Origin of the sequence: Rhizobium sullae, from assembly GCF_025200715.1 — a bacterium.
Taxonomy (GTDB): domain Bacteria; phylum Pseudomonadota; class Alphaproteobacteria; order Rhizobiales; family Rhizobiaceae; genus Rhizobium; species Rhizobium sullae.
On record NZ_CP104143.1, the window covers coordinates 1,801,172 to 1,820,238 of the forward strand.

Here is a 19,067-nt window from a genome sequence, read left to right on the forward strand (position 1 = left end):
GGGCGTTTCAGCAACAATAATCGATTGAAAAAAGCCAAAAAAATTGGATTGCCAAAAGCCGAATTAAATCATTGGCTTCCGTTATGCGCCTCCGGCATCGCAGGAGTGTCTAAAAGTTGATACTGCGATGCACAAAATGGCGCCACGGTAACTTGGCATTGGCGCCGTGATCATATAGCTATCGGAGAGGACGCTTAACCCTATGGCGCTTTTATGGCGCCGCCGCCAGTTTGGAGGATCAGCATGACGGATCAAAGCGCAACAATCAAAGTCGGCGACAAAACCGCCAATCTTTCCGTGAAAAGCGGAACGATCGGTCCGGATGTCATCGATATTGGTGCACTGTACAAAAACACCGGTTCCTTCACCTACGATCCTGGTTTCACCTCGACCGCTTCCTGTGAATCGAAGATCACATATATCGACGGCGATGAAGGCGTTCTGCTGCATCGCGGCTACCCGATCGAACAGCTTGCCGAGCACGGCGACTTCCTGGAAGTCTGCTATCTGCTGCTTTACGGTGAACTGCCGACGGCCGCGCAGAAGAAGGACTTTGACTTCCGCGTCACGCATCACACCATGGTGCACGAGCAAATGTCGCGCTTCTTCACCGGCTTCCGCCGCGACGCGCATCCGATGGCCGTCATGTGCGGCTGCGTCGGCGCTCTGTCTGCCTTCTACCACGACTCGACGGACATCACCGATCCACATCAGCGCATGGTTGCAAGCCTGCGCATGATCGCCAAGATGCCGACGATCGCGGCCATGGCCTACAAGTACTATATCGGCCAGCCCTTCGTTTACCCGAAGAACGATCTCGACTACGCCTCGAACTTTTTGCGCATGTGCTTCGCGGTTCCTTGCGAAGAATATGTCGTGAACCCGGTCCTTTCACGCGCCATGGACCGTATCTTCATCCTGCATGCCGACCACGAGCAGAACGCATCGACCTCGACGGTCCGTCTCGCCGGCTCCTCGGGCGCCAATCCGTTCGCCTGCATCGCAGCCGGCATTGCCTGCCTCTGGGGTCCGGCTCATGGCGGTGCAAACGAGGCGGCCCTCAACATGCTTTCGGAAATCGGCACGGTCGACCGCATTCCGGAATATATCGCCCGCGCCAAGGACAAGAACGATCCGTTCCGCCTGATGGGCTTCGGTCACCGCGTCTATAAGAACTACGATCCGCGCGCCAAGATCATGCAGAAGACGACGCATGAGGTTCTCGCCGAACTCGGTCACAGGGACGACCCGCTTCTCGAAGTCGCGATGGAACTGGAACGCATCGCGCTGACCGACGAATACTTCATCGAAAAGAAGCTCTATCCGAACATCGACTTCTATTCCGGCATCACGCTGAAGGCACTCGGCTTCCCCACGACGATGTTCACCGTACTCTTCGCGCTGGCACGCACCGTCGGCTGGATCGCCCAGTGGAACGAGATGATCGAAGATCCGCAGCAGCGCATCGGCCGTCCGCGCCAGCTCTATGTCGGCGAGCCGCAGCGCGACTACGTTCCGGTTTCGAAGCGTTAGGCCGCTTCCTCCCGAAACAAAACCCGGTCAGGGATCCAGTTCTTGACCAGAGTGCGAAATATCAACAGCCGCAAAAGCCGGTCGAGAACGCCGGCTTTTGCGGCTGGTTTTTTTGTTCACAATTCCCTTGAGTTTTCAGGCGATCCGACTTTGTCGCGAACCTTAAGGATCCTTGCAGCAACCCCATTTCTGCGATGGGTGGAAAGCGCCAGCCGGCTAGGAAACCCGCTTGGACGCGCACCGATCGATAAAAGCCGCGAAAAGTGCCGCCAGTAGCGCGAGCGATGCCGATATCAGCAACATGCCGAGCAGCGTATGGACCGCGCCTGACTCCTTGAGAAACAGACCGGCGGTGGAGGCTATGAGCGCTCCGCCGGCGATTGACATCGCGGCGGCCAACCCTGCGGCAGTGCCCGCGAGATCGGCACGGACGGACATCACGCCCAAGTTGGCAGCGGGCATCGTCAACCCATTGCCGATGCCGATAAACATGCAAGGTCCGAAGAACGCCAGAACGTGGGTGATGCCCGACATCGACAGGCTCAGGCCGACCAGCAGCCCCATGCAAGTCAAGAGACGTGCAACAACAATGGTGGCGTTTCGTGGGTTTCGGGACCCGTAGCGGCCAGCCAAATAGCTGCCCAGGATGAAGCCAGCCGGAACCATTCCCATGTAGAATCCCAGCTTCGCGCTTGATCCGTCAATGGCCAACGGCGCGCCTCCCAGGAAGATATAAAGTGTTCCCATGGAGCAGGCCATGCACAGGGTGTAGGCCCAGAAACCGGCCGCGCCCAAGAGATGCATGTATGAAGCAAGGTAGTTCCTCGTCGATTTCGCCGAGGGTATGGCGGTTTCTCTCAACTCCCGCATGGACGGGGCCAGGATCGCCGCACCGAACATCGCAAGAACGGCGAAGATCGCCCGCCATCCGAACAGTTCGTCCAACACCCCGCCAAACGTAGGGCCGAGCATGGGCGCAATTGCCCATCCCATGGCGGCGTAACCAATTCTGCTTGCGGCTTCGCGTTCGCCCGATGTTTCCTTGATAACGACGAGAGCGACGGAAAAGCAGGCAGAGATGGACGCTTGCATCGCTCGAAACAGAAGGAAAACGCCAATATTGGGCGCAAGGGCACAGCCAACGGACGCGACGACGAAGATGGAAATTGCCATCAATGCAACGGGCCTGCGTCCATAGCGATCCGACATTGCGCCTGCGATGAGGTTCGTCAGGGCGCTGACAATCGCATAACCGGCAACCGAAAGGTTGACGAGCGTGAAATCAGCTTGGAACGTGGCGGCAATGTTCGGAAGCGACGGCAAGATCATATTCACCGGCAACGCCGAGAGTGCCGTAAGTAGGATAAGAATTGTGCGCCGGGGCGTAGCCGCAGCCGAAGTCACGACCGGGTTTCCGGCGCTCTGTTTGCTGGGAACCTGAATGGGATTGTCGCTCATCATTGTTTGTCCATCTTGCCAGTGGGGATTATGGAAATCTGACGAGGCGCGGCCCCAATTTCGGGCATAAAAAAAGGCCCCGTCAGGAGCCTGCTTACCGCGCATGGGTGCTTTCGCCGGGTGGTTATACCATCCTGCCCATGCGCTCCATCACCACTACGAGAACCATTGTGATATTCATTCCATCGTAGCTAGACGCAAAGTTGCATGTCGTCAATGACTGCTCTGCTACATGTCTGTGAGCGGCCGATGCCACAATGCAGTTGGGCACCCGGTCAGAAATGGCCGTTTTTTTTCTTGTTCAGAAGGTCGAGAACGACGTCAGCCGCCCGTTCCCCCGGCGGCTTTTCCGTCTGCATGCGTTGCCACACAAAGTCGAAACCTTCAATCATTGCGCGCCGCTGGAGTGTGTCGCTGGAAAGCCTCTCCATCCAGCGTGCCAGGCTGGCGCCGCGAACGACCTCGTTGATATATTCCGGCACGACGGCGTAGTCAGCGATCAGATTCGGGATTGCGCCAGTCCACGTTTTGATACGCCGCGTCATCATCGTGATGATCCAGTCTGTCTTGTAGACCGAGACTGTCGGCACGCCTGTAAGTGCAAGCTCGAGGATGACGGTCCCTGACGCAGCCATTGCCGCATCAGCCTCCGCGAAAGCCTGCCATTTCTGTTCATTTCCAGTCAGGATCTCAGGTTTCGTTTCCCAGTCCTTCACGATGTCGCGAACCATCGATTCTCTGCGGCTGACCGTCGGCATCAGGAAACGCACGTCGCCGTTGCGCGCCACCAGTTCATTCACGGCCTCGCGAAAATAGGGAAGCAGCTTCGTGATTTCCGACGAGCGCGATCCGGGCAGCAGCATGATCGTCTTCCGGCCTTCGGCGTCAGTCTGGAGCTTTTCTGCCCGGCGGCGCCGAGCGCCAATTAAATCCGCATCCGCCGTCAGCCGGTGGCCGACGTAGGTCGTTGGCGGTCCGCCAAGTTGCTCCATAACTGCGGGCTCGAACGGCAGAACGGCCAGCACATGGTCGACGTAACCCAGCATCTGCTGCGCACGATATTCCTTCCACGCCCATACGCTGGGGCAGACATAATTGACGATCGGTAGCTCCGGCAGGGCTTCGCGGACACGGCTGGCAACGCGATGGGTGAAATCCGGGCTGTCGATGATGACCAGGATATCGGGCTTTGCCGCAATGATCGCGGCCGCCGTCTGCCTGATGCGGGCGACAAGCTTCGGCAATTTTCCGAGCACCTGGGTTATGCCCATGATCGAAAGCTCGGAGAAATCGAAGAGCGATTTCAGCCCCTGCGCCTCCAGCGCGTCGCCGCCGACGCCGACCAGTTCGACCCCGGCATGTCTGCGCTTCAGGGCCGCCACGAGATCGGCGCCGAGAAGATCACCGGAAACCTCGCCTGCCACGATCGCGATCTTCATGAGAGCCCCCATGACGGCAGGCCGCGATCGAGGCCGCAGACAAAAAGTCCTGCCTCGTCGGCGGCCGTGATCACTGCTTTGCGGTCGAGTATGAGCGCACGCCCCGCCTCGACGGCAATGCCCGCCAAGCCCGCCGCCTTGACATTCATCACCGTGGAGAGGCCGATCGACGGCAGGTCGGCGCGGACATCCTGCTGCGGCTTGCAGAGCTTGACCAGCACGCCGCGGCGGCGCGGCGATATCCGACCGGCGGCACGCAGCGATGCGACGCGCTCAAGCATGCCGTCCGTCCCTTCCACACCTTCGAGCGCCACGATGCGTCCGCCGACAGAGACCGCGCCCTGCCCGACGTCGAGCGCGCCAAGCGCTTCGGCGGCGGCTGCCGCCTTCAGAATATCGGTCTTGTCGTCATTTCTCGGCTGTATGGCGCCGATCGGTCCGACAGCCGCCAGCAGGTCAGGGGCGATTTCCTGCGCGCCGATGACGCGGCGGCCATCATCCTCAATGAGCTTGATGACCATCTGCAACACCGTGTCGTCGCCGCCCGAGAGCAGCGTGCGCACAACGCCCGGCATCTTTGCGATCGTCCGCCAGGTCGGCCGTACTTCCCGCCATTCGGGACGCCTGCGAACGCCGCCCGACATGACGACGCGGGTGATGTTGTTGCGCTTGAAAAGTCCGTAGAGCGCCGCGAAATCGCCAACGCCGATGACCGCGTGGTCGTAGCCCTCCCATGACCGGTCGAGCTCGCCCTTCAGCGAAATCACGAATGGCTCCTCGCCGGCCGCCCGCGCCGCCTCTGCGACATAGGACGGCAGAAGGCCGTTTCCCGCAATGATCGCCAGACGGCCTTTGTCGGTATCACTGGCGGGAGACAAGGTCAGCCTTTCTGCCCTCGCGTCGGCGATGACAGCGCTCGATCGCTTTCCGCGGCAATGAAATCGAGGATCTGCATCACCGGCTCACAATCGGCATATTCGTCGCGGATGGCTGCGGCGTTGTCGCGGATCGATCCCGATCCCTCGAAAATCGCCTTGTAGGCGCGCCGCACCTTATGAATGACAGCGCGATCGATCCCTGCTCGTGTCATGCCGACGACGTTGAGGCCGCCGAGCAAACCCGGGTTTCCGTTGAGCATGCCATAGGGAATAACATCGTAGCTGACGGCCGAAAGGCCCCCGACGAAAGCCTGACGGCCGACGCGGGTGAACTGATGCACCGCCGATCCGCCGCCCAGAATGACTCGGTCCTCGATCGTCACATGCCCGGCAAGCATGACATTGTTGGACATGATGACATGGTTGCCGACACGGCAGTCATGGGCGACGTGCGAATTGGCGAGAAACAGGTTGTTGTCGCCGACGATCGTCTTGCCGCCGGCATCGGCGGTACCGGTGTTCATCGTCACGCCTTCGCGGATGATGCAATTCTCGCCCACCGTCAGCGTCGTCTCCTCACCGCCGTGGTGCACACTCTGAGGATCGCCGCCAATAACCGCCATCGGGAAAATCCGGGAGCCCTTGCCGATCTCGGTCCTGCCGGTCACCACGGCATGTGCCAGCAGTTCGACATTGTCGTGCAGAACAACCTTCTGACCGACATGGCAGAACGGACCAACGGTCACGCCTTCGCCGATGACCGCGCCATCCTCGACAACGGCCATGGCATGAATGCGGGCGCTTGCGGCAATCGTGCTCATGCCTCATCCTTACGAAGGATCATTGCACCGATATCGGCTTCCGCGGCCAATGCGCCGTCGACCTTGGCGTCGCAATGGAACTTCCAGATATTACCGCGCTGCTTCTGCTTCTTCACATGAAATTCAACCCGGTCACCCGGGATGACCGGCTTGCGGAAACGCGCATTGTCGATGGTCATGAAATAGACGAGGTTGCCGCTCGTTCCATCCTTGCGCGCACAGATCGCGCCCGCAGTTTGCGCCATGCCTTCGATCAGCAGAACGCCCGGCATGATGGGCGACTCGGGAAAGTGGCCGGTGAAATGAGGCTCGTTGGCAGTCACGTTCTTGATGCCGATCGCGGAATCGTCGCCATCGATCTCGATGATCCGGTCTACGAGCAAAAACGGATAGCGATGCGGCAGAAGCTTCATGATCTCCATGATGTCCGCCGAAGAGAGCGTCTCTTTGACCCCTTCAGTCATTCTTGGTCTCCCGTTTTATGAGCCCGGGCGCTCGCGCGCGCCATTATCTCTGCCGACTCTCGAAGAAAGTCCTTTAAAGGGCGCGCGGGAATACCGCCATAACGCTCGCCCGCGGGAATGCTGTGGATGACGCCGCTTTTTGCCGCGATCTGTACGCCATCGCCAATCGTAATATGGCCATTAATACCTGTCTGGCCACCGATCTGCACACCGTTTCCGATCACCGCGCTGCCGGCAATGCCGACCTGCGAAACAATCGCGCAATGACGTCCGATCCTGACGTTGTGGCCGATCTGCACCTGGTTGTCGATCTTCGTTCCTTCGCCGACAACCGTATCGTCCATCGTGCCGCGATCGATCGTCGTGTTCGCGCCAATCTCGACATTATCCTGGATGATGACGCGGCCGATCTGAACGATCTTGATCATCCCCTGGGGCCCCGGCGCATAGCCGAAGCCGTCCTGGCCGATGCGTACACCGTTGTGCACGATCACGCAGTTGCCAAGCAGCGCGCACACGACGCTGGCGCCGCCAGCGATCGTGCAATTGCGGCCGATCTTGACACCGGGACCGATAAGCGCGCCCGCGCCGATCCGCGTTCCCTGACCGATTTCCGCATTCGCGCCGATGACAGCCAAAGGCTCGACGATCACGCCCGGCTCCAGCCGCGCCGTCGGATCGACAACCGCAGTCGCCGCAATCTCGATCGTCGAAGACATTGTCGCCAGCGGCTGAAGAGCCGCCGGATGGAGATACCCGCCCGCCACCGCAAAAGCCGCATGCGGATTCTTCGACAGGAGAACCGGAATATGGGGAGGTACTGCCGATCTTATCGCAGGCTCACAAAGGACGGCCGACGCCTGACAGGTCTCGAGCTCGCCACGGCTTCTGCGTGAGATGATATAGCAAAGATCGCCAGCCTTTGCGCGGCTGACCGGCGCCACGGAGCGGACGAGTATGTCGCCGCTTTCAAGATTGGCAAGTTCCGCCCCAAGATAATGCGCCAACTCCGAAAGTTTGACGCCGTCGCGGGGCGGAAAGAAATTGTTCTGCTCCACCGGCAAAAGCTCCAGTTTACGATTCTGGACTGCCGATATCAGAATTGGTTGTTGATGCCAAACTTGAAGTACTGGGTCTTGTCGAAATCTTCCTTCGCGACCGGGATCGCGTAATCGACACGGAGAGCCCCGAACGGCGACTGCCAAACGAGACCAACACCGACGGATGCACGCAGGTCCGCACTATCGCCTTCCAGAGAATCGCCGGCACCGAGTTGGACCTCGTTGCCGAAAAGCGTACCGGCGTCGGCGAACACCGCACCGCGCAGACCAAAGTCACGCGGGAAGCCAGGCATCGGGAAGCTCGCTTCCGCTGACACGGTAAAATACGTCGTGCCTCCGAGTGGGTCGTCGTTGGCGCCGGCAATTCGCGGACCCATACCCTTGTTCTCGAAGCCGCGGATATCGCTGTTCCCAAGCGAAAACTGGTCGAAGACATTCAGCTCGTTGCCGAAACCGACAACATGCCCCGCTCCAGCGGAAAGAGATCCGATAATATCGGCGTCATCGGCCAGCAGATGATAGTAACGCGCCTTGCCGTAAATCTTGTAGTACTGCGAGTCGCCGCCCAGACCTGCGATTTCCTGCGTCAGGGTCGCATACACGCCCTCACGCGGGAGGGTCATATCATCGAGTGTGTTGTACGTCAGCGTATTGGAAACGGATGAACGAATCCACGGGCCGTTATTGACCAAGTCCTGATAAGTAGCAGACAAGTCACTCAGATCATTACCGTCGGCATCGTAATCCATCCGCTTGAAGTTGTAACGGAACGTCGTCGCCAGATCTTCGGTGATGGGCGCCGTTGCACGGAGAACGGCGCTATCTTCGGTATAATCGTAGTTGTCGTTGCTCGAGGTCTCGCTGTGATTGAGGTCGAAGCCAGTCGCAAGGCGATAACCGAGGAAATAGGGCTCGGTGAAGCTCAAGCCGTAACTCTGCGAGCCTTCGAGACCGCCACCGGCCGATACACGGATATACTGGCCGCGGCCGAGGAAGTTCTTTTCTTCGACCGAAGCCTCCAGGATCAGACCGTCGCCGCCTGCGGCATAACCGGCGCCGATGCCGAACGAACCCGTCGACTGATCCTGAACATCGACGATGACGACGACGCGGTCAGGCGAGCTGCCCGGTGCGGTCGAGATATTCACCGACGAGAAGAAGCCGAGCGCTTCGAGGCGGCGCTTCGCCTTGGTGATCATCTGCTGATTGAAGGCGTCGCCTTCGCTCATGTCGAATTCGCGGCGGATGACGTAGTCGCGCGTGCGGCTGTTGCCGCGGATTTCGATGCGCTCGACGTAGGCGCGGTCGCCCTGGTCAACGAGATATTCGACCCCGATCGTATTGTTGCCGAGGTCGCGATTGCCGCGGGGCGTCACGCGGGCGAATGGATAGCCTGCCGAAGCAACCTGATCCGAAATGGCTTCCATGGACATCTGGACGTCCTTGGCGCTGTAGACCTCCCCTTCATGCGTCCTCACCAAGCCCTGAAGCTGCTCGCCGGTCACGCCCTCAACCGTCGACTGCACGGTTACGGGACCGAAGTTATAGCGGGGACCTTCCTCGACATTGAAGGTCAGCGTGTACTTGTTCGTCGCTTCGTCAAAAGCAGCGTCCGAAGAGATGATCTTGAAGTCCGCATAGCCGCGGTTGAAATAGAACTGGCGCAGCGCCTCTTCGTCGGCATGCAGGCGATCTTCGCTGTAGACGTCCTTGCGGGTCAGGAACGACAGGAAGTTCGAACGCTTGGTACTGATCACGGCGGCAAGGCGGCTGGCGCTGTAGGCATTATTGCCCACGAAATTGATCGACGCGATCTTGGTGCGGTCGCCTTCATCGATGACGAAAGCAAGGTTCACGCGGCCTTCGCCGAGCGGAACGACCTGTGTCGTTACCTGAACTTCGCTGCGGCCCGTTGCTGCATATGCTTCCTTGATCGCCGCGATATCGGCCTGGATCAGCGCATCGTTGTAAGGGCCGGACGGACGCGTCTGGACGACCGATGCCAGCTTGTCGTCCTTGACTTTGCGGTTGCCGTTGAAGACGACCTGATTGACGAGTTGGGCTTCCTCGACGGTGACGACCAGCGTGCTGCCGGAAACCGAAATCTTGACGTCGGAGAAGTAGCCCGTGCCGTAGAGCTGCTTTACCGAGTCATCGATGTCGGTGTTCGAAAAGTTCCTGCCGGGGGCAATGGTGAGATTGGACCGGACTGCCTCGGCGCCGACACGGCTTGCTCCACGCACATCGATACGCTGGATAACCGCTGCTTCCGCAGCCGTCGCAGAAACGATTGTAATTGCGCCAGCGCCCGAAGCAACAATACCTGCAGACAGCGCAACCGCCGATACTGCGTTCAAAAATCTTGAACCAGCCTTCATTTCACCCATTACCTTTTTTCTCGTCCCCGTCGCCGGGCGAACCCGATTCCGGCACGTGTGTCGTTTTACCCGCTTTTACCTTACAAGCAAGGCAGCAAGTTAATTTCTGTTTACTTCATTTCGAAGCGTGACCCATTCGCCACTACAGCTTTGAAACATCGTAAATAAACGGTAATTTTCCCTCACCGCGCGTCTTAACCTATCAACGCGCTGATGTCGTTCCAGGTAGCAAAAACCATTAGTGAAAGAACCATAGCCAGACCAATGCGAAATGCAATTTCCTGGGCCGATGCCCCCAAAGGTTTTCCCCTCACAGCTTCAATCGCATAGAACATCAAATGTCCGCCATCAAGTACCGGGACAGGCATCAAATTCAGTAATCCTATCGAAACGGACAATACCGCGGCAAGCTGAAGCAGAGCTGCAACACCAAGCGTCGCCATCTGGCCGGAGGCCTGGGCCACTCGGATCGGCCCGCCGAGCTGATCGGCTTTCATATAGCCGGCGAAAAGATTGCCGATATACTTGAAGGTACCGGTGACGATATGCCAGGTCTGAACGGCGCCCTCCTCCAAGGCTGCAAGCGGCGTATAGGTCTGCACGCGGAAATGGCCGACCTCCTGGTTCGTCACAATGCCTATCAGGCCGATCTCCATCTTGTTGCCGAACTGGTCCGTCATGTCGGTGCGCTTCGGCACCATCGGCAAGTCCATCTTCTCGGCGTTCCGCTCGATCGTCACGACGATTCGCTGTTCCGGGCGAATGCTCACATAGCGCCGCACATCGTCGAACGTCTCGACCTTTCCGCCGTCGATTGCGATCAGCAGGTCGCCGGGCAGAATTCCAGCCTCGGCGGCGGCACTCTCCGGCTTCACTTCAGCGACGACCGGATCGGCGACCGAGCGACCGTAGATCGAGAAAAGCACAGCAAAGATAATGATCGCCAGCAGAAAGTTGGCGATGGGACCTGCGGCCACCGTCGCCGCCCGCTTCCAGAGCCTCGCGCCGGCAAACGAGTGCGCCCTGTCTTCTTCCGACATCGATTCGAGCTTGCTCATGTCCGGTTTGCTCGAAGCGTCCTCGTCGCCGAAGAAACGCACATAGCCGCCGAGCGGGATCGCCGCGATCCTCCAGCGCGTCCCGTGCCGGTCGGTGAAGCCCGCAAGCTCCGGTCCGAAGCCGACCGAAAAGGCGAGCACGCGGATGCCGCTCCAGCGGCCGACCAGATAGTGACCCATCTCGTGCACGAAAACGAGCAGCGAGAGGACGAGAATAAACGGAATGATATAGCCCGTCACAAAGCCGAATACACCGGTCATGCCTTCCATAAATCCTTCCGCTGCGCTCAGCGCAATATCAGAGTCCGAACAAGGCGGCGCCCAGCGGCGCCACGCCGTCACCCTTTATCAGGGAAAATAATGTCGCGAGCAAGAAAGCTGCAAAACAAGCGAATATCAACCCGTCGACGCGATCCATCACGCCACCGTGTCCCGGAATGAGATGGCTCGAATCCTTTACTCCGAATCGCCGTTTGATGAAGGACTCAAACAGATCGCCCGCCTGGCTGCAGACGGAGAGAATGAAAGCGACGGCGGCCGCCATCAGCCAGTCCGCCTCGGGAATGAAGATATAGGCGATGAGACTGCCCGCAATGACAGCGGAGGCCGCGCCGCCCAAAGCGCCCGATTGCGTCTTTCCCGGCGATATTTTCGGCGCGAGCTTCGGTCCGCCGATTGCCCGGCCGACGAAATAGGCAAGAATATCGGTTGCCCAGACCACCGCGAAGACGAAGAGCATGGCATGCAGCCCTGCAGCGTCCCCACCCCGGATTTCGGCGAGCGCGATGCCGGTCAGTCCGGCGTAGACGATGCCTGCGGGGAACCAGCGGCTGGCGCTTTGCGCTGCCACGAAACCGACAGCAATCGCGAAGAAGAAGACGAGCAGGCTCAGCGCGAAATCGAATCGGCCGAGCAGGATCGCAGCCGTGATGGCCGCCTGTCCCACCCAGCCTGCCGCATTGGCGACCGGCTGTTCGCTTTGCAGCCGCGTGATCGTCGACCATTCATAATAGATAAGCAGCGCAATCAGCGCCGAGAGCAAGCGAAAGGCGAAGCCGCCGTACCAGGTCGCGGCGAGCACGACAATTGCCAGGATGATCCCTGAGATGATCCGGAGTTTCAGTTCCTGTTGCATCAATCAGGTGCCCACTGCCGCGGCCTGCGCCGACAGACCGCCGAAGCGGCGGTCGCGGGCCGCGAACTTCTCGAGCGCCGCATAGAGGAGGTCTCGGCCGAAATCCGGCCAATATTCCGGCACGAAGACGAACTCGGAATAGGCGGCCTGCCACAAAAGGAAGTTCGAAAGGCGCTCTTCGCCGCTGGTGCGAATGATAAGATCTGGATCAGGAATGCCAGCCGTATCCAGCCGGGCATTGACGAGCTCGGGTGTGATCTCCTCAGCCCGCAGCCGCCCGGCCTCGACGTCCTCGGCAAGGCTCACCACGGCTCTGGCAATCTCGTCGCGCGAGCCGTAGTTGAAGGCGATGACCAGCGTCAGCGCGGTATTGCCGCGAGTCGTCTCTTCGGCTTCGAGCAGAAGGTTGAGGATATCGCTGCGAAGGCTATGCCGGTCGCCGATGATCCTGATCCGCACATTTTGCGCGTGCAACTCAGCGAGGTCGCGCCGGATGAAGGCCTTGAGCAATCCCATGAGGTCGGAAACCTCCGCCTCCGGGCGGCGCCAGTTTTCCGATGAGAAGGCAAAGAGCGTCAAGTACTTGATGCCGGCATCGCCTGCGGCCCGCACGGTCTCGCGAACGGCTTCCACACCTTTGCGGTGACCCATTGCGCGCGGCAGCCCTCGCTGCTTTGCCCAACGGCCGTTGCCGTCCATGATGATGGCAACATGTTCTGGCATACTCAAGAATACTGGTTCCGACATTTCCCGTCCGGTCTCCAGGGGCGCAGGTGAAAGCCCTAGACCTGCATGATTTCCTTTTCCTTGTCGGCAAGCAAGCGATCGATTTCGGAAATCATCTCATCCGTCATTTTCTGCACACGATCTGATTGCGCCCGGCTTTCGTCCTGGCTTATGACACCGTCCTTTTCGGCTTTCTTAAGGCCGTCCATGCCGTCGCGGCGCACATGGCGGATCGCAACCTTGCTTTTCTCGGCGTAATCATGCGCGACCTTGACCAGCGACTTGCGGCGCTCTTCGTTGAGTTCCGGCAGCGGAATGCGCAGGTTCTGGCCGTCGACGATCGGGTTGAGGCCGAGATTCGACTCGCGGATCGCACGTTCCGTCGCGCTCACCATCGACTTGTCCCAGACGGATACCGAAAGCATGCGCGGCTCCGGCACGGTGATATTGGCAACCTGGTTCAGCGGCAAGCGCGAACCATAGGCTTCGACCGTCACCGGATCGAGAATGTTGGCCGAGGCGCGGCCGGTGCGCAGCGATGCGATATCGTGTTTGAATGCAGAAACCGCGCCGTCCATGCGGCGCTTCAGTTCCTTGATGTCTGTGGCTTCAGTCATGCTCAATACTCCTGTCAGTCGAAGACGCGCAGCCGTCGCGGCGCTGTCTCTCAATCAGTTGTCCGATACGATGGTCTTGAGGCCGCCGCCCGTCAAGATTTCAGCAAAACCGCCTTTCTCATGGATCGAGAAGACGATGATCGGAATGGAATTTTCGCGTGCGAGGGCAACGGCGGCAACGTCCATGACGGCAAGGCCCTTGTCGAGCACTTCCTGGTGCGTCAGCCGGTCGAAGCGCGTCGCAAACGGGTCCTTCTTCGGGTCGGCGGAATAGATTCCGTCCACCTGGGTACCCTTGAAGATCGCCTCTGCGCCCATTTCGGCTGCCCGAAGGGCAGCGGCAGAATCGGTCGTAAAGAACGGATTGCCCGTGCCGCCTGCGAAGATGACCACACGGCCCATCGACAGATGGTAGAGCGTCGCGCGCTGCGAGAAGCTCTCGCAGAGCTCCGGCATGGAGATCGCCGAAAGCACGACCGTATCGATGTTCAGCTTGCGCAGCGACGTTGCGAGCGCCAGCGCGTTGATGACCGTACCGAGCATGCCCATGTGGTCGCCCGTCACGCGGTCGCCGCCCTTGGAGGCGACGGCGACGCCACGGAATATATTGCCGCCGCCGACGACGACACCGACTTCGACGCCCATCTGGCGGGCCTCGGCAATATCCGAGGCGATGCGGTCCGCTACCGCAACGTCGATACCGAATCCCTGGCTGCCCATGAGCGCTTCGCCGGAAGCCTTGAGTAGAACGCGTTTATAGACAGGCTCTGACGACATCTTGGCTCCTCGTATATTGGCATGATTGCCGGATACACGAAGGGCACCGCGTTGTCACGCGATGCCCTTCCGTTTTCACATTATATGAAGTTTTATCAGCCCTTGGCGGCGGCCGCGACTTCGGCTGCGAAGTCGGTCTCTTGCTTCTCGACGCCTTCGCCGAGCAGCAGGCGTGCCATGCCGGTGATCTCGATCGGCGCGCCGACGGTCTTTTCAGCGTCCTTGAGTGCGGCGCCGACCGTCAGGTCCGGATTGATGACGAAAGCTTGGGAAACCAGCGCCACTTCTTCGAAGAACTTGCGCATGCGGCCTTCGACCATCTTTTCGATGATGTTGTCCGGCTTGCCGGAGGCGCGCGACTGCTCGATGAAGACGTTGCGTTCGCGTTCAGCGACAGCGGCGTCGACTTCTTCCGGACGGATGGCGAGCGGCGAGGTCGCAGCGATGTGCATGGCAATCTGGCGGCCGATAGCGTTCAACGCTTCCTTGTTGCCGGTCGACTTCAGCGCGACCAGAACGCCGAGCTTGCCGAGGCCGTCGGAAACAGCGTTGTGGATATAGGTTGCAACGACGCCGTCCTCGACTGAGAGGGCAACCGAGCGGCGCAGGTTCATGTTTTCGCCGATGGTCGCAATCGCGTCCTTGATCGTGTCGGCAACGGACTTGCCGGAAGCCGGATAGGTCGCAGCAGCAACGGCATCGACAGAACCGTTCGTCGAAACGGCAACCTTTGCGATGCCGCGGACGAGATCCTGGAAGGCGTCGTTACGGGCAACGAAGTCGGTTTCGGAATTGACTTCGACCACAATAGCCTTGGTGCCTTCGCTGGCAACGCCGACGAGACCTTCGGCAGCGGTGCGGCCCGACTTCTTGTCGGCCTTGGCGATGCCCTTGGCGCGCAGCCAGTCGATCGCCGCTTCCATGTCGCCATTGGTTTCAGCAAGAGCCTTCTTGCAGTCCATCATGCCTGCGCCGGTCTTTTCGCGCAGTTCCTTCACCATTGCAGCCGTAATCTCGGTCATAAGCTTCCTCTTGTCGGTTATACGGTGGTCCGCAAAGTGCTCTGCGCCACCGGATTGAGGCACGAAATGTACCTTTATGTATGACAGCGTGATGAAGACGCGTCATACCAAAACTCGTTGGGCGGACGGGCCTGAACCTGCCGCCTAAAAAGGTCAAGGCCGCCGGAGCTTCGCAAAGTCTCGCGCGGCCTTTCCCAATCCAGTCAAGCTGGACGGACCGGAAGGCCCGTCCGCCTGTTTATCAGGCTTGAGCCTCGTCGAGCGTCGGCTCGATCGGAGCTTCAACCGAAGCGCCGAGGTCACGGCCCGATGCGCTCTGCTGACGGGCGATACCGTCGATAGCGGCGCGGGAGATCAGGTCGCAGTAAAGAGCGATGGCGCGCGAAGCGTCGTCGTTGCCCGGAATCGGGTAATCGATCAGGTCCGGATCGCAGTTCGAATCGATGATTGCGACAACCGGGATGCCGAGGCGCTTGGCTTCGTCGATCGCGATCTTTTCCTTGTTGGTGTCGATGATGACCATCAGGTCCGGGGTGCCGCCCATATCGCGGATACCGCCGAGAGCCTTGTCGAGCTTTTCGCGCTCGCGCTCAAGGTTCAGACGCTCCTTCTTGGTGAAACCCTGGGCTTCGCTGGAAAGGATTTCGTCGAGCTTGCGAAGGCGCTGGATCGAGTTGGAGATCGTCTTCCAGTTGGTCATCATGCCGCCGAGCCAACGCGAGTTGACGTAGTACTGGGCGGAACGCTTGGCGGCGTCGGCGATGAGCTCCGAAGCCTGGCGCTTGGTGCCGACGAAGAGGACGCGGCCGCCACGGGCAACGGTGTCGCTGACAAGCTGCAGGGCGCGCGACAGCATCGGGACGGTCTGAGCCAGGTCGATGATGTGGATGTTGTTACGATCGCCGAAAATGTACGGCTTCATCTTCGGGTTCCAGCGATGTGTCTGGTGGCCGAAGTGAACACCAGCTTCCAGCAGCTGGCGCATAGAAAAATCAGGCAATGCCATGCCTTTGACTCCTTTTCCGGTTGAACCTCCGCAAGGCGAACAGCATCCTCTTCGAAGATGCCACCGGCGGAAAAATCCGGATTTCTCCCGGACAGTCCCATGCCTTACGTGTGGAATGCGGCTGCCCTTACCGTCGATCCGCCGAAAATGCAAGGCGTTCGCCGAAAAAACTGACGTCTGACTGCCCTTAGCCCTGCACTTGGATAAACTCGATCGGCCCGCCCGGCCGCGAATCGTCGAACACGGCGCAGGAAAGCGGACCGCCGAATACGCATCCGCTGTCGATGTTCGTCCGGTTGCCGACGGTCATCGGATTCGCCATCGATGGCGTATGTCCGTGGCACAGGTGCTTTCCCCAATAGTCCGTTGAATAGTCGTCTGGAACCCGAAGCCAGACCAGGTCTTGCGGGGATTGCATCTCCAGCGGCAAATCCGGAACGACGCCGGCATGCACGAAGATGCGGTTGTTGTCGATATGCATCAACGGCAGCTGGCTGGCCCACAGCAGATGGTTCACGGCCACTTTGCCACCATAGGAAAGCTCCGTTTCAAGCCCGCCGTTTTCGAGCCACCAGATACGTTCACCGTCATTGGCATGGGCGCGCAGCATCATGTCCTCATGGTTGCCCTTCAGGCATATCCATCGCCAGGATTGGCTGCCCGATCCGTTCATCAGGAGATCGATCACTCCCTTGCTGTCGGGACCGCGGTCGATGTAGTCGCCAATGAAAACCACCGTGCCGGCGCGCGCATATGCCCGGATGCGGTCCAGCATCTCTCTCAACGGCTCCAGGCACCCATGGATGTCGCCAACGGCAAATGTGAAATTCATCCCTGCGCCTCCCGCGGGACATTGGTTTCATTGCTGTCGCTTTGCGCACCCGCTCAGTCAGTTGCGCAGGGCCAGTCCTTCGGCATCGTAAGGCCGGAAGGAAGCTTGGTCGACGCGTCGCCGCAGGCCAGCTCGATCTGCGACTGCTGAAGCCCTGTTGCAGCGGAGAGATCGAGCCCCTCTATCCTCGTCAGGAACATGAAGGCGCGATCGAAATCGACCGGACCTCCGAAGCTCGCGCCGCTCAGGTCGACGCGGGAGAGATTGGCAAGGGCAAACCTGGCGCCCGTCAATACGGCCTTTTCAAAAGTCGCACGCCCAAGCTCGGCCTTTTCGAAGTTGGCGCCGGAAAGCTGCGCGCGGGTGAAATCCGCGCGCTGCAGTTCAGCGCTGACAAAGGACGAATTCTGCGCCGAAGCATCCTGAAACACAGCGCGGTAAGCCTCGATCTTGTCGAACGTGGCATCGTCGGCCTTTGCACCTTCGAGCCAGGCCCGTATGAGGGTGGCTTTCTCGAAGTTTGCCGCATCCAGATTCGCATTCTTGAGGCTGGTCTGCGACAGATCGGCACCGGCGAGATTTGCTTTTTCGAAGTCGCTGCCTTCGAGCATCAGGTTCTTCTTGGTGCATTCGCTCCAGTCGACGCCTGCACTGGGCGTGTCGTGGCAATCGGCCGCCATCACATGACCGCCGGACACCGCCGCCGCCACAGCAACGAGCGTCACCGCAAGCCTTGAGCGTGCAATCCGCGACACGTTCTTCATATCCCACCCCCTATCGGCTCCGCCCCATCAACGGCGACTGGCCCGGGCAGGACATGTCCGTCCTGCACTACTATTATGCACCCGAAAAAGAAAAATAAGGCATAACACCTTGTTGAAGGCGCGCCTAAATGCCGGCCTGCGGTTTACTTGCAGGTGTCGGCCTTCTTGTCCAGCATCTCCAGCTTCGCGAGTTTACCGGTCAAAACGAAATCGCCATAATCCATGGTGAGATCGCGCGTAATGCCGTTCTCGTAAAGCTTAAACGACATGCGGTAGACCGGCAGCGCATCGGATTTCGTATTCTCGTTGAAATAGGAGATCGTCACCGGCCAGAAGGCTTCCTTGGAGAAGGCGCCGGCATTGCCCGCATCCGCTTCCTCACCGGCAACCGGCGTAATGTGCTTACCAACCACCGTCGTCGTTACCAGGGGCTTGTCCCCATCGTCCGAACCATCGAAGACGCGAGCTTCAAAGAAACGCTTGCCCGCCTTGGCATTCTCGATCACATCGAGCATGTGTTCGGTCGGGAAGCGGCTTTCGGCAAGCTGCAATTCCTTGTTCTGCGGGCGCGTGAGATCGACTGTCACGCCGTCCGGCTTGTCGTTCGCCTCGCCGTTGACTTCCTTGTCGAGCTGATCGTCCGTGAAAGACTTCGTCTCGAAGGTGAACCTGCGGTCCTTCACGTTTTCGAAGGTCTTCGTCTGCTGATCGCTGACCCGGGTGCTGTCGCCGGTGTTGATCTGCGTCACGAAGCGGAAATTGGTGGTGAAACCCTCGCAATAATTGCCGTTGAACTCGTAGACCATGCGGCCGTGCATGCCGGCGATGCCAGAGCGCTCGGTCGCGTCCTTCAGTTCGAGATCGTAGATCGCGCGGTGGGCGACAAGACCGGAGGCGATCGCAGCGCCGGAGGCAGGCGCAGCCGCCCAGGCACTCGTTGCGACGCCTGCAAGAAGAAGGGCGGCAAGACTCGGTCGGAACATCCATTATCTCCTGTTGGACTCGGCCGCGATGTTATAAGAACGCTTTCGGCCAAATCGAGGCTCGAAACCGTCATACGCAAGATTCTAGTCCCGATGCATACTTTTTTGAAGAACT

General features: G+C 59.5%; 18 protein-coding genes. 1 reads left to right on the forward strand and 17 read right to left on the reverse strand.

What is annotated here, in order from left to right; translation table 11 throughout:
* Positions 1-243 precede the first annotated feature (243 nt).
* A complete protein-coding gene (gene gltA / locus N2599_RS09105; RefSeq protein ID WP_027509415.1) occupies positions 244-1,533 on the forward strand; it encodes a citrate synthase in 1,290 nt (429 codons plus the stop codon).
* Between the two features lie 216 nt (positions 1,534-1,749).
* On the opposite strand, the gene N2599_RS09110 is transcribed toward gltA, so the two are convergent.
* The 17 genes from N2599_RS09110 to N2599_RS09190 all read right to left on the reverse strand — a co-directional run bounded on the left by N2599_RS09110 (position 1,750) and on the right by N2599_RS09190 (position 18,952).
* Positions 1,750-2,994 (reverse strand): MFS transporter, encoded by a 1,245-nt coding sequence (locus N2599_RS09110; RefSeq protein WP_027509414.1) that lies wholly within the window; start codon positions 2,992-2,994, stop codon positions 1,750-1,752.
* 272 nt (positions 2,995-3,266) lie between these two features.
* On the reverse strand, positions 3,267-4,442 hold the full coding sequence (gene lpxB / locus N2599_RS09115) for a lipid-A-disaccharide synthase (protein ID WP_027509413.1): 1,176 nt from the start codon (positions 4,440-4,442) through the stop codon (positions 3,267-3,269).
* Positions 4,427-5,308 carry an LpxI family protein gene (locus N2599_RS09120; RefSeq protein WP_027509412.1) on the reverse strand — a complete coding sequence of 294 codons (882 nt, stop codon included), beginning with the start codon at positions 5,306-5,308 and terminating at the stop codon, positions 4,427-4,429. The genes lpxB and N2599_RS09120 overlap by 16 nt, the downstream gene beginning before the upstream one ends.
* Before the next feature lie 2 nt (positions 5,309-5,310).
* Positions 5,311-6,129, reverse strand: coding sequence for an acyl-ACP--UDP-N-acetylglucosamine O-acyltransferase (gene lpxA / locus N2599_RS09125; RefSeq protein ID WP_027509411.1), 819 nt, complete (start codon positions 6,127-6,129; stop codon positions 5,311-5,313).
* On the reverse strand, positions 6,126-6,593 hold the full coding sequence (fabZ, locus tag N2599_RS09130; RefSeq protein ID WP_027509410.1) for a 3-hydroxyacyl-ACP dehydratase FabZ: 468 nt from the start codon (positions 6,591-6,593) through the stop codon (positions 6,126-6,128). Before fabZ ends, lpxA begins: the two co-directional genes overlap by 4 nt.
* On the reverse strand, positions 6,590-7,651 hold the full coding sequence (gene lpxD, locus N2599_RS09135; RefSeq protein ID WP_027509409.1) for a UDP-3-O-(3-hydroxymyristoyl)glucosamine N-acyltransferase: 1,062 nt from the start codon (positions 7,649-7,651) through the stop codon (positions 6,590-6,592). Before lpxD ends, fabZ begins: the two co-directional genes overlap by 4 nt.
* A gap of 38 nt (positions 7,652-7,689) precedes the next feature.
* Entirely contained in the window at positions 7,690-10,032 is a 2,343-nt protein-coding gene (gene bamA / locus N2599_RS09140; RefSeq protein WP_027509408.1) for an outer membrane protein assembly factor BamA, read from the reverse strand.
* 194 nt (positions 10,033-10,226) lie between these two features.
* Positions 10,227-11,360, reverse strand: coding sequence for an RIP metalloprotease RseP (rseP, locus tag N2599_RS09145; protein WP_027509407.1), 1,134 nt, complete (start codon positions 11,358-11,360; stop codon positions 10,227-10,229).
* 28 nt (positions 11,361-11,388) lie between these two features.
* A complete protein-coding gene (locus N2599_RS09150) occupies positions 11,389-12,225 on the reverse strand; it encodes a phosphatidate cytidylyltransferase (RefSeq protein ID WP_027509406.1) in 837 nt (278 codons plus the stop codon).
* 3 nt (positions 12,226-12,228) lie between these two features.
* Complete coding sequence (locus N2599_RS09155; protein WP_027509405.1) at positions 12,229-12,972, reverse strand: isoprenyl transferase; 744 nt, start codon at positions 12,970-12,972, stop codon at positions 12,229-12,231.
* Between the two features lie 35 nt (positions 12,973-13,007).
* Positions 13,008-13,568, reverse strand: a complete 561-nt coding sequence (gene frr / locus N2599_RS09160; protein ID WP_027509404.1) for a ribosome recycling factor — start codon at positions 13,566-13,568, stop codon at positions 13,008-13,010.
* Positions 13,569-13,622: 54 nt separating this feature from the next.
* Positions 13,623-14,345, reverse strand: coding sequence for a UMP kinase (gene pyrH, locus N2599_RS09165; RefSeq protein ID WP_027509403.1), 723 nt, complete (start codon positions 14,343-14,345; stop codon positions 13,623-13,625).
* 95 nt (positions 14,346-14,440) lie between these two features.
* Complete coding sequence (gene tsf / locus N2599_RS09170; protein ID WP_027509402.1) at positions 14,441-15,367, reverse strand: translation elongation factor Ts; 927 nt, start codon at positions 15,365-15,367, stop codon at positions 14,441-14,443.
* Positions 15,368-15,608: 241 nt separating this feature from the next.
* Positions 15,609-16,373 carry a 30S ribosomal protein S2 gene (rpsB, locus tag N2599_RS09175; protein ID WP_027509401.1) on the reverse strand — a complete coding sequence of 255 codons (765 nt, stop codon included), beginning with the start codon at positions 16,371-16,373 and terminating at the stop codon, positions 15,609-15,611.
* Between the two features lie 187 nt (positions 16,374-16,560).
* Positions 16,561-17,205, reverse strand: a complete 645-nt coding sequence (locus N2599_RS09180; RefSeq protein ID WP_027509400.1) for a metallophosphoesterase family protein — start codon at positions 17,203-17,205, stop codon at positions 16,561-16,563.
* A 53-nt stretch (positions 17,206-17,258) separates the two neighbouring features.
* Entirely contained in the window at positions 17,259-17,969 is a 711-nt protein-coding gene (locus tag N2599_RS09185) for a pentapeptide repeat-containing protein (RefSeq protein ID WP_037141574.1), read from the reverse strand.
* Positions 17,970-18,112: 143 nt separating this feature from the next.
* Positions 18,113-18,952: a cell envelope integrity EipB family protein gene (locus tag N2599_RS09190; protein ID WP_027509398.1), complete on the reverse strand. Its 840-nt coding sequence runs from the start codon at positions 18,950-18,952 to the stop codon at positions 18,113-18,115.
* Positions 18,953-19,067: the final 115 nt, after the last annotated feature.

Coding starts and splice junctions, on each gene's coding strand:
- N2599_RS09185 (WP_037141574.1), bottom strand. CDS start 17,969: ATGAAGAACGTGTCGCGGATTGCACGCTCAAGGCTTGCGGTGACGCTC.
- lpxB (WP_027509413.1), bottom strand. CDS start 4,442: ATGGGGGCTCTCATGAAGATCGCGATCGTGGCAGGCGAGGTTTCCGGT.
- tsf (WP_027509402.1), bottom strand. CDS start 15,367: ATGACCGAGATTACGGCTGCAATGGTGAAGGAACTGCGCGAAAAGACC.
- rseP (WP_027509407.1), bottom strand. CDS start 11,360: ATGGAAGGCATGACCGGTGTATTCGGCTTTGTGACGGGCTATATCATT.
- gltA (WP_027509415.1), top strand. CDS start 244: ATGACGGATCAAAGCGCAACAATCAAAGTCGGCGACAAAACCGCCAAT.
- bamA (WP_027509408.1), bottom strand. CDS start 10,032: ATGAAGGCTGGTTCAAGATTTTTGAACGCAGTATCGGCGGTTGCGCTG.
- rpsB (WP_027509401.1), bottom strand. CDS start 16,373: ATGGCATTGCCTGATTTTTCTATGCGCCAGCTGCTGGAAGCTGGTGTT.
- frr (WP_027509404.1), bottom strand. CDS start 13,568: ATGACTGAAGCCACAGACATCAAGGAACTGAAGCGCCGCATGGACGGC.
- lpxA (WP_027509411.1), bottom strand. CDS start 6,129: ATGAGCACGATTGCCGCAAGCGCCCGCATTCATGCCATGGCCGTTGTC.
- fabZ (WP_027509410.1), bottom strand. CDS start 6,593: ATGACTGAAGGGGTCAAAGAGACGCTCTCTTCGGCGGACATCATGGAG.
- pyrH (WP_027509403.1), bottom strand. CDS start 14,345: ATGTCGTCAGAGCCTGTCTATAAACGCGTTCTACTCAAGGCTTCCGGC.
- N2599_RS09150 (WP_027509406.1), bottom strand. CDS start 12,225: ATGCAACAGGAACTGAAACTCCGGATCATCTCAGGGATCATCCTGGCA.
- N2599_RS09180 (WP_027509400.1), bottom strand. CDS start 17,205: ATGAATTTCACATTTGCCGTTGGCGACATCCATGGGTGCCTGGAGCCG.
- N2599_RS09190 (WP_027509398.1), bottom strand. CDS start 18,952: ATGTTCCGACCGAGTCTTGCCGCCCTTCTTCTTGCAGGCGTCGCAACG.
- N2599_RS09110 (WP_027509414.1), bottom strand. CDS start 2,994: ATGATGAGCGACAATCCCATTCAGGTTCCCAGCAAACAGAGCGCCGGA.
- N2599_RS09155 (WP_027509405.1), bottom strand. CDS start 12,972: ATGTCGGAACCAGTATTCTTGAGTATGCCAGAACATGTTGCCATCATC.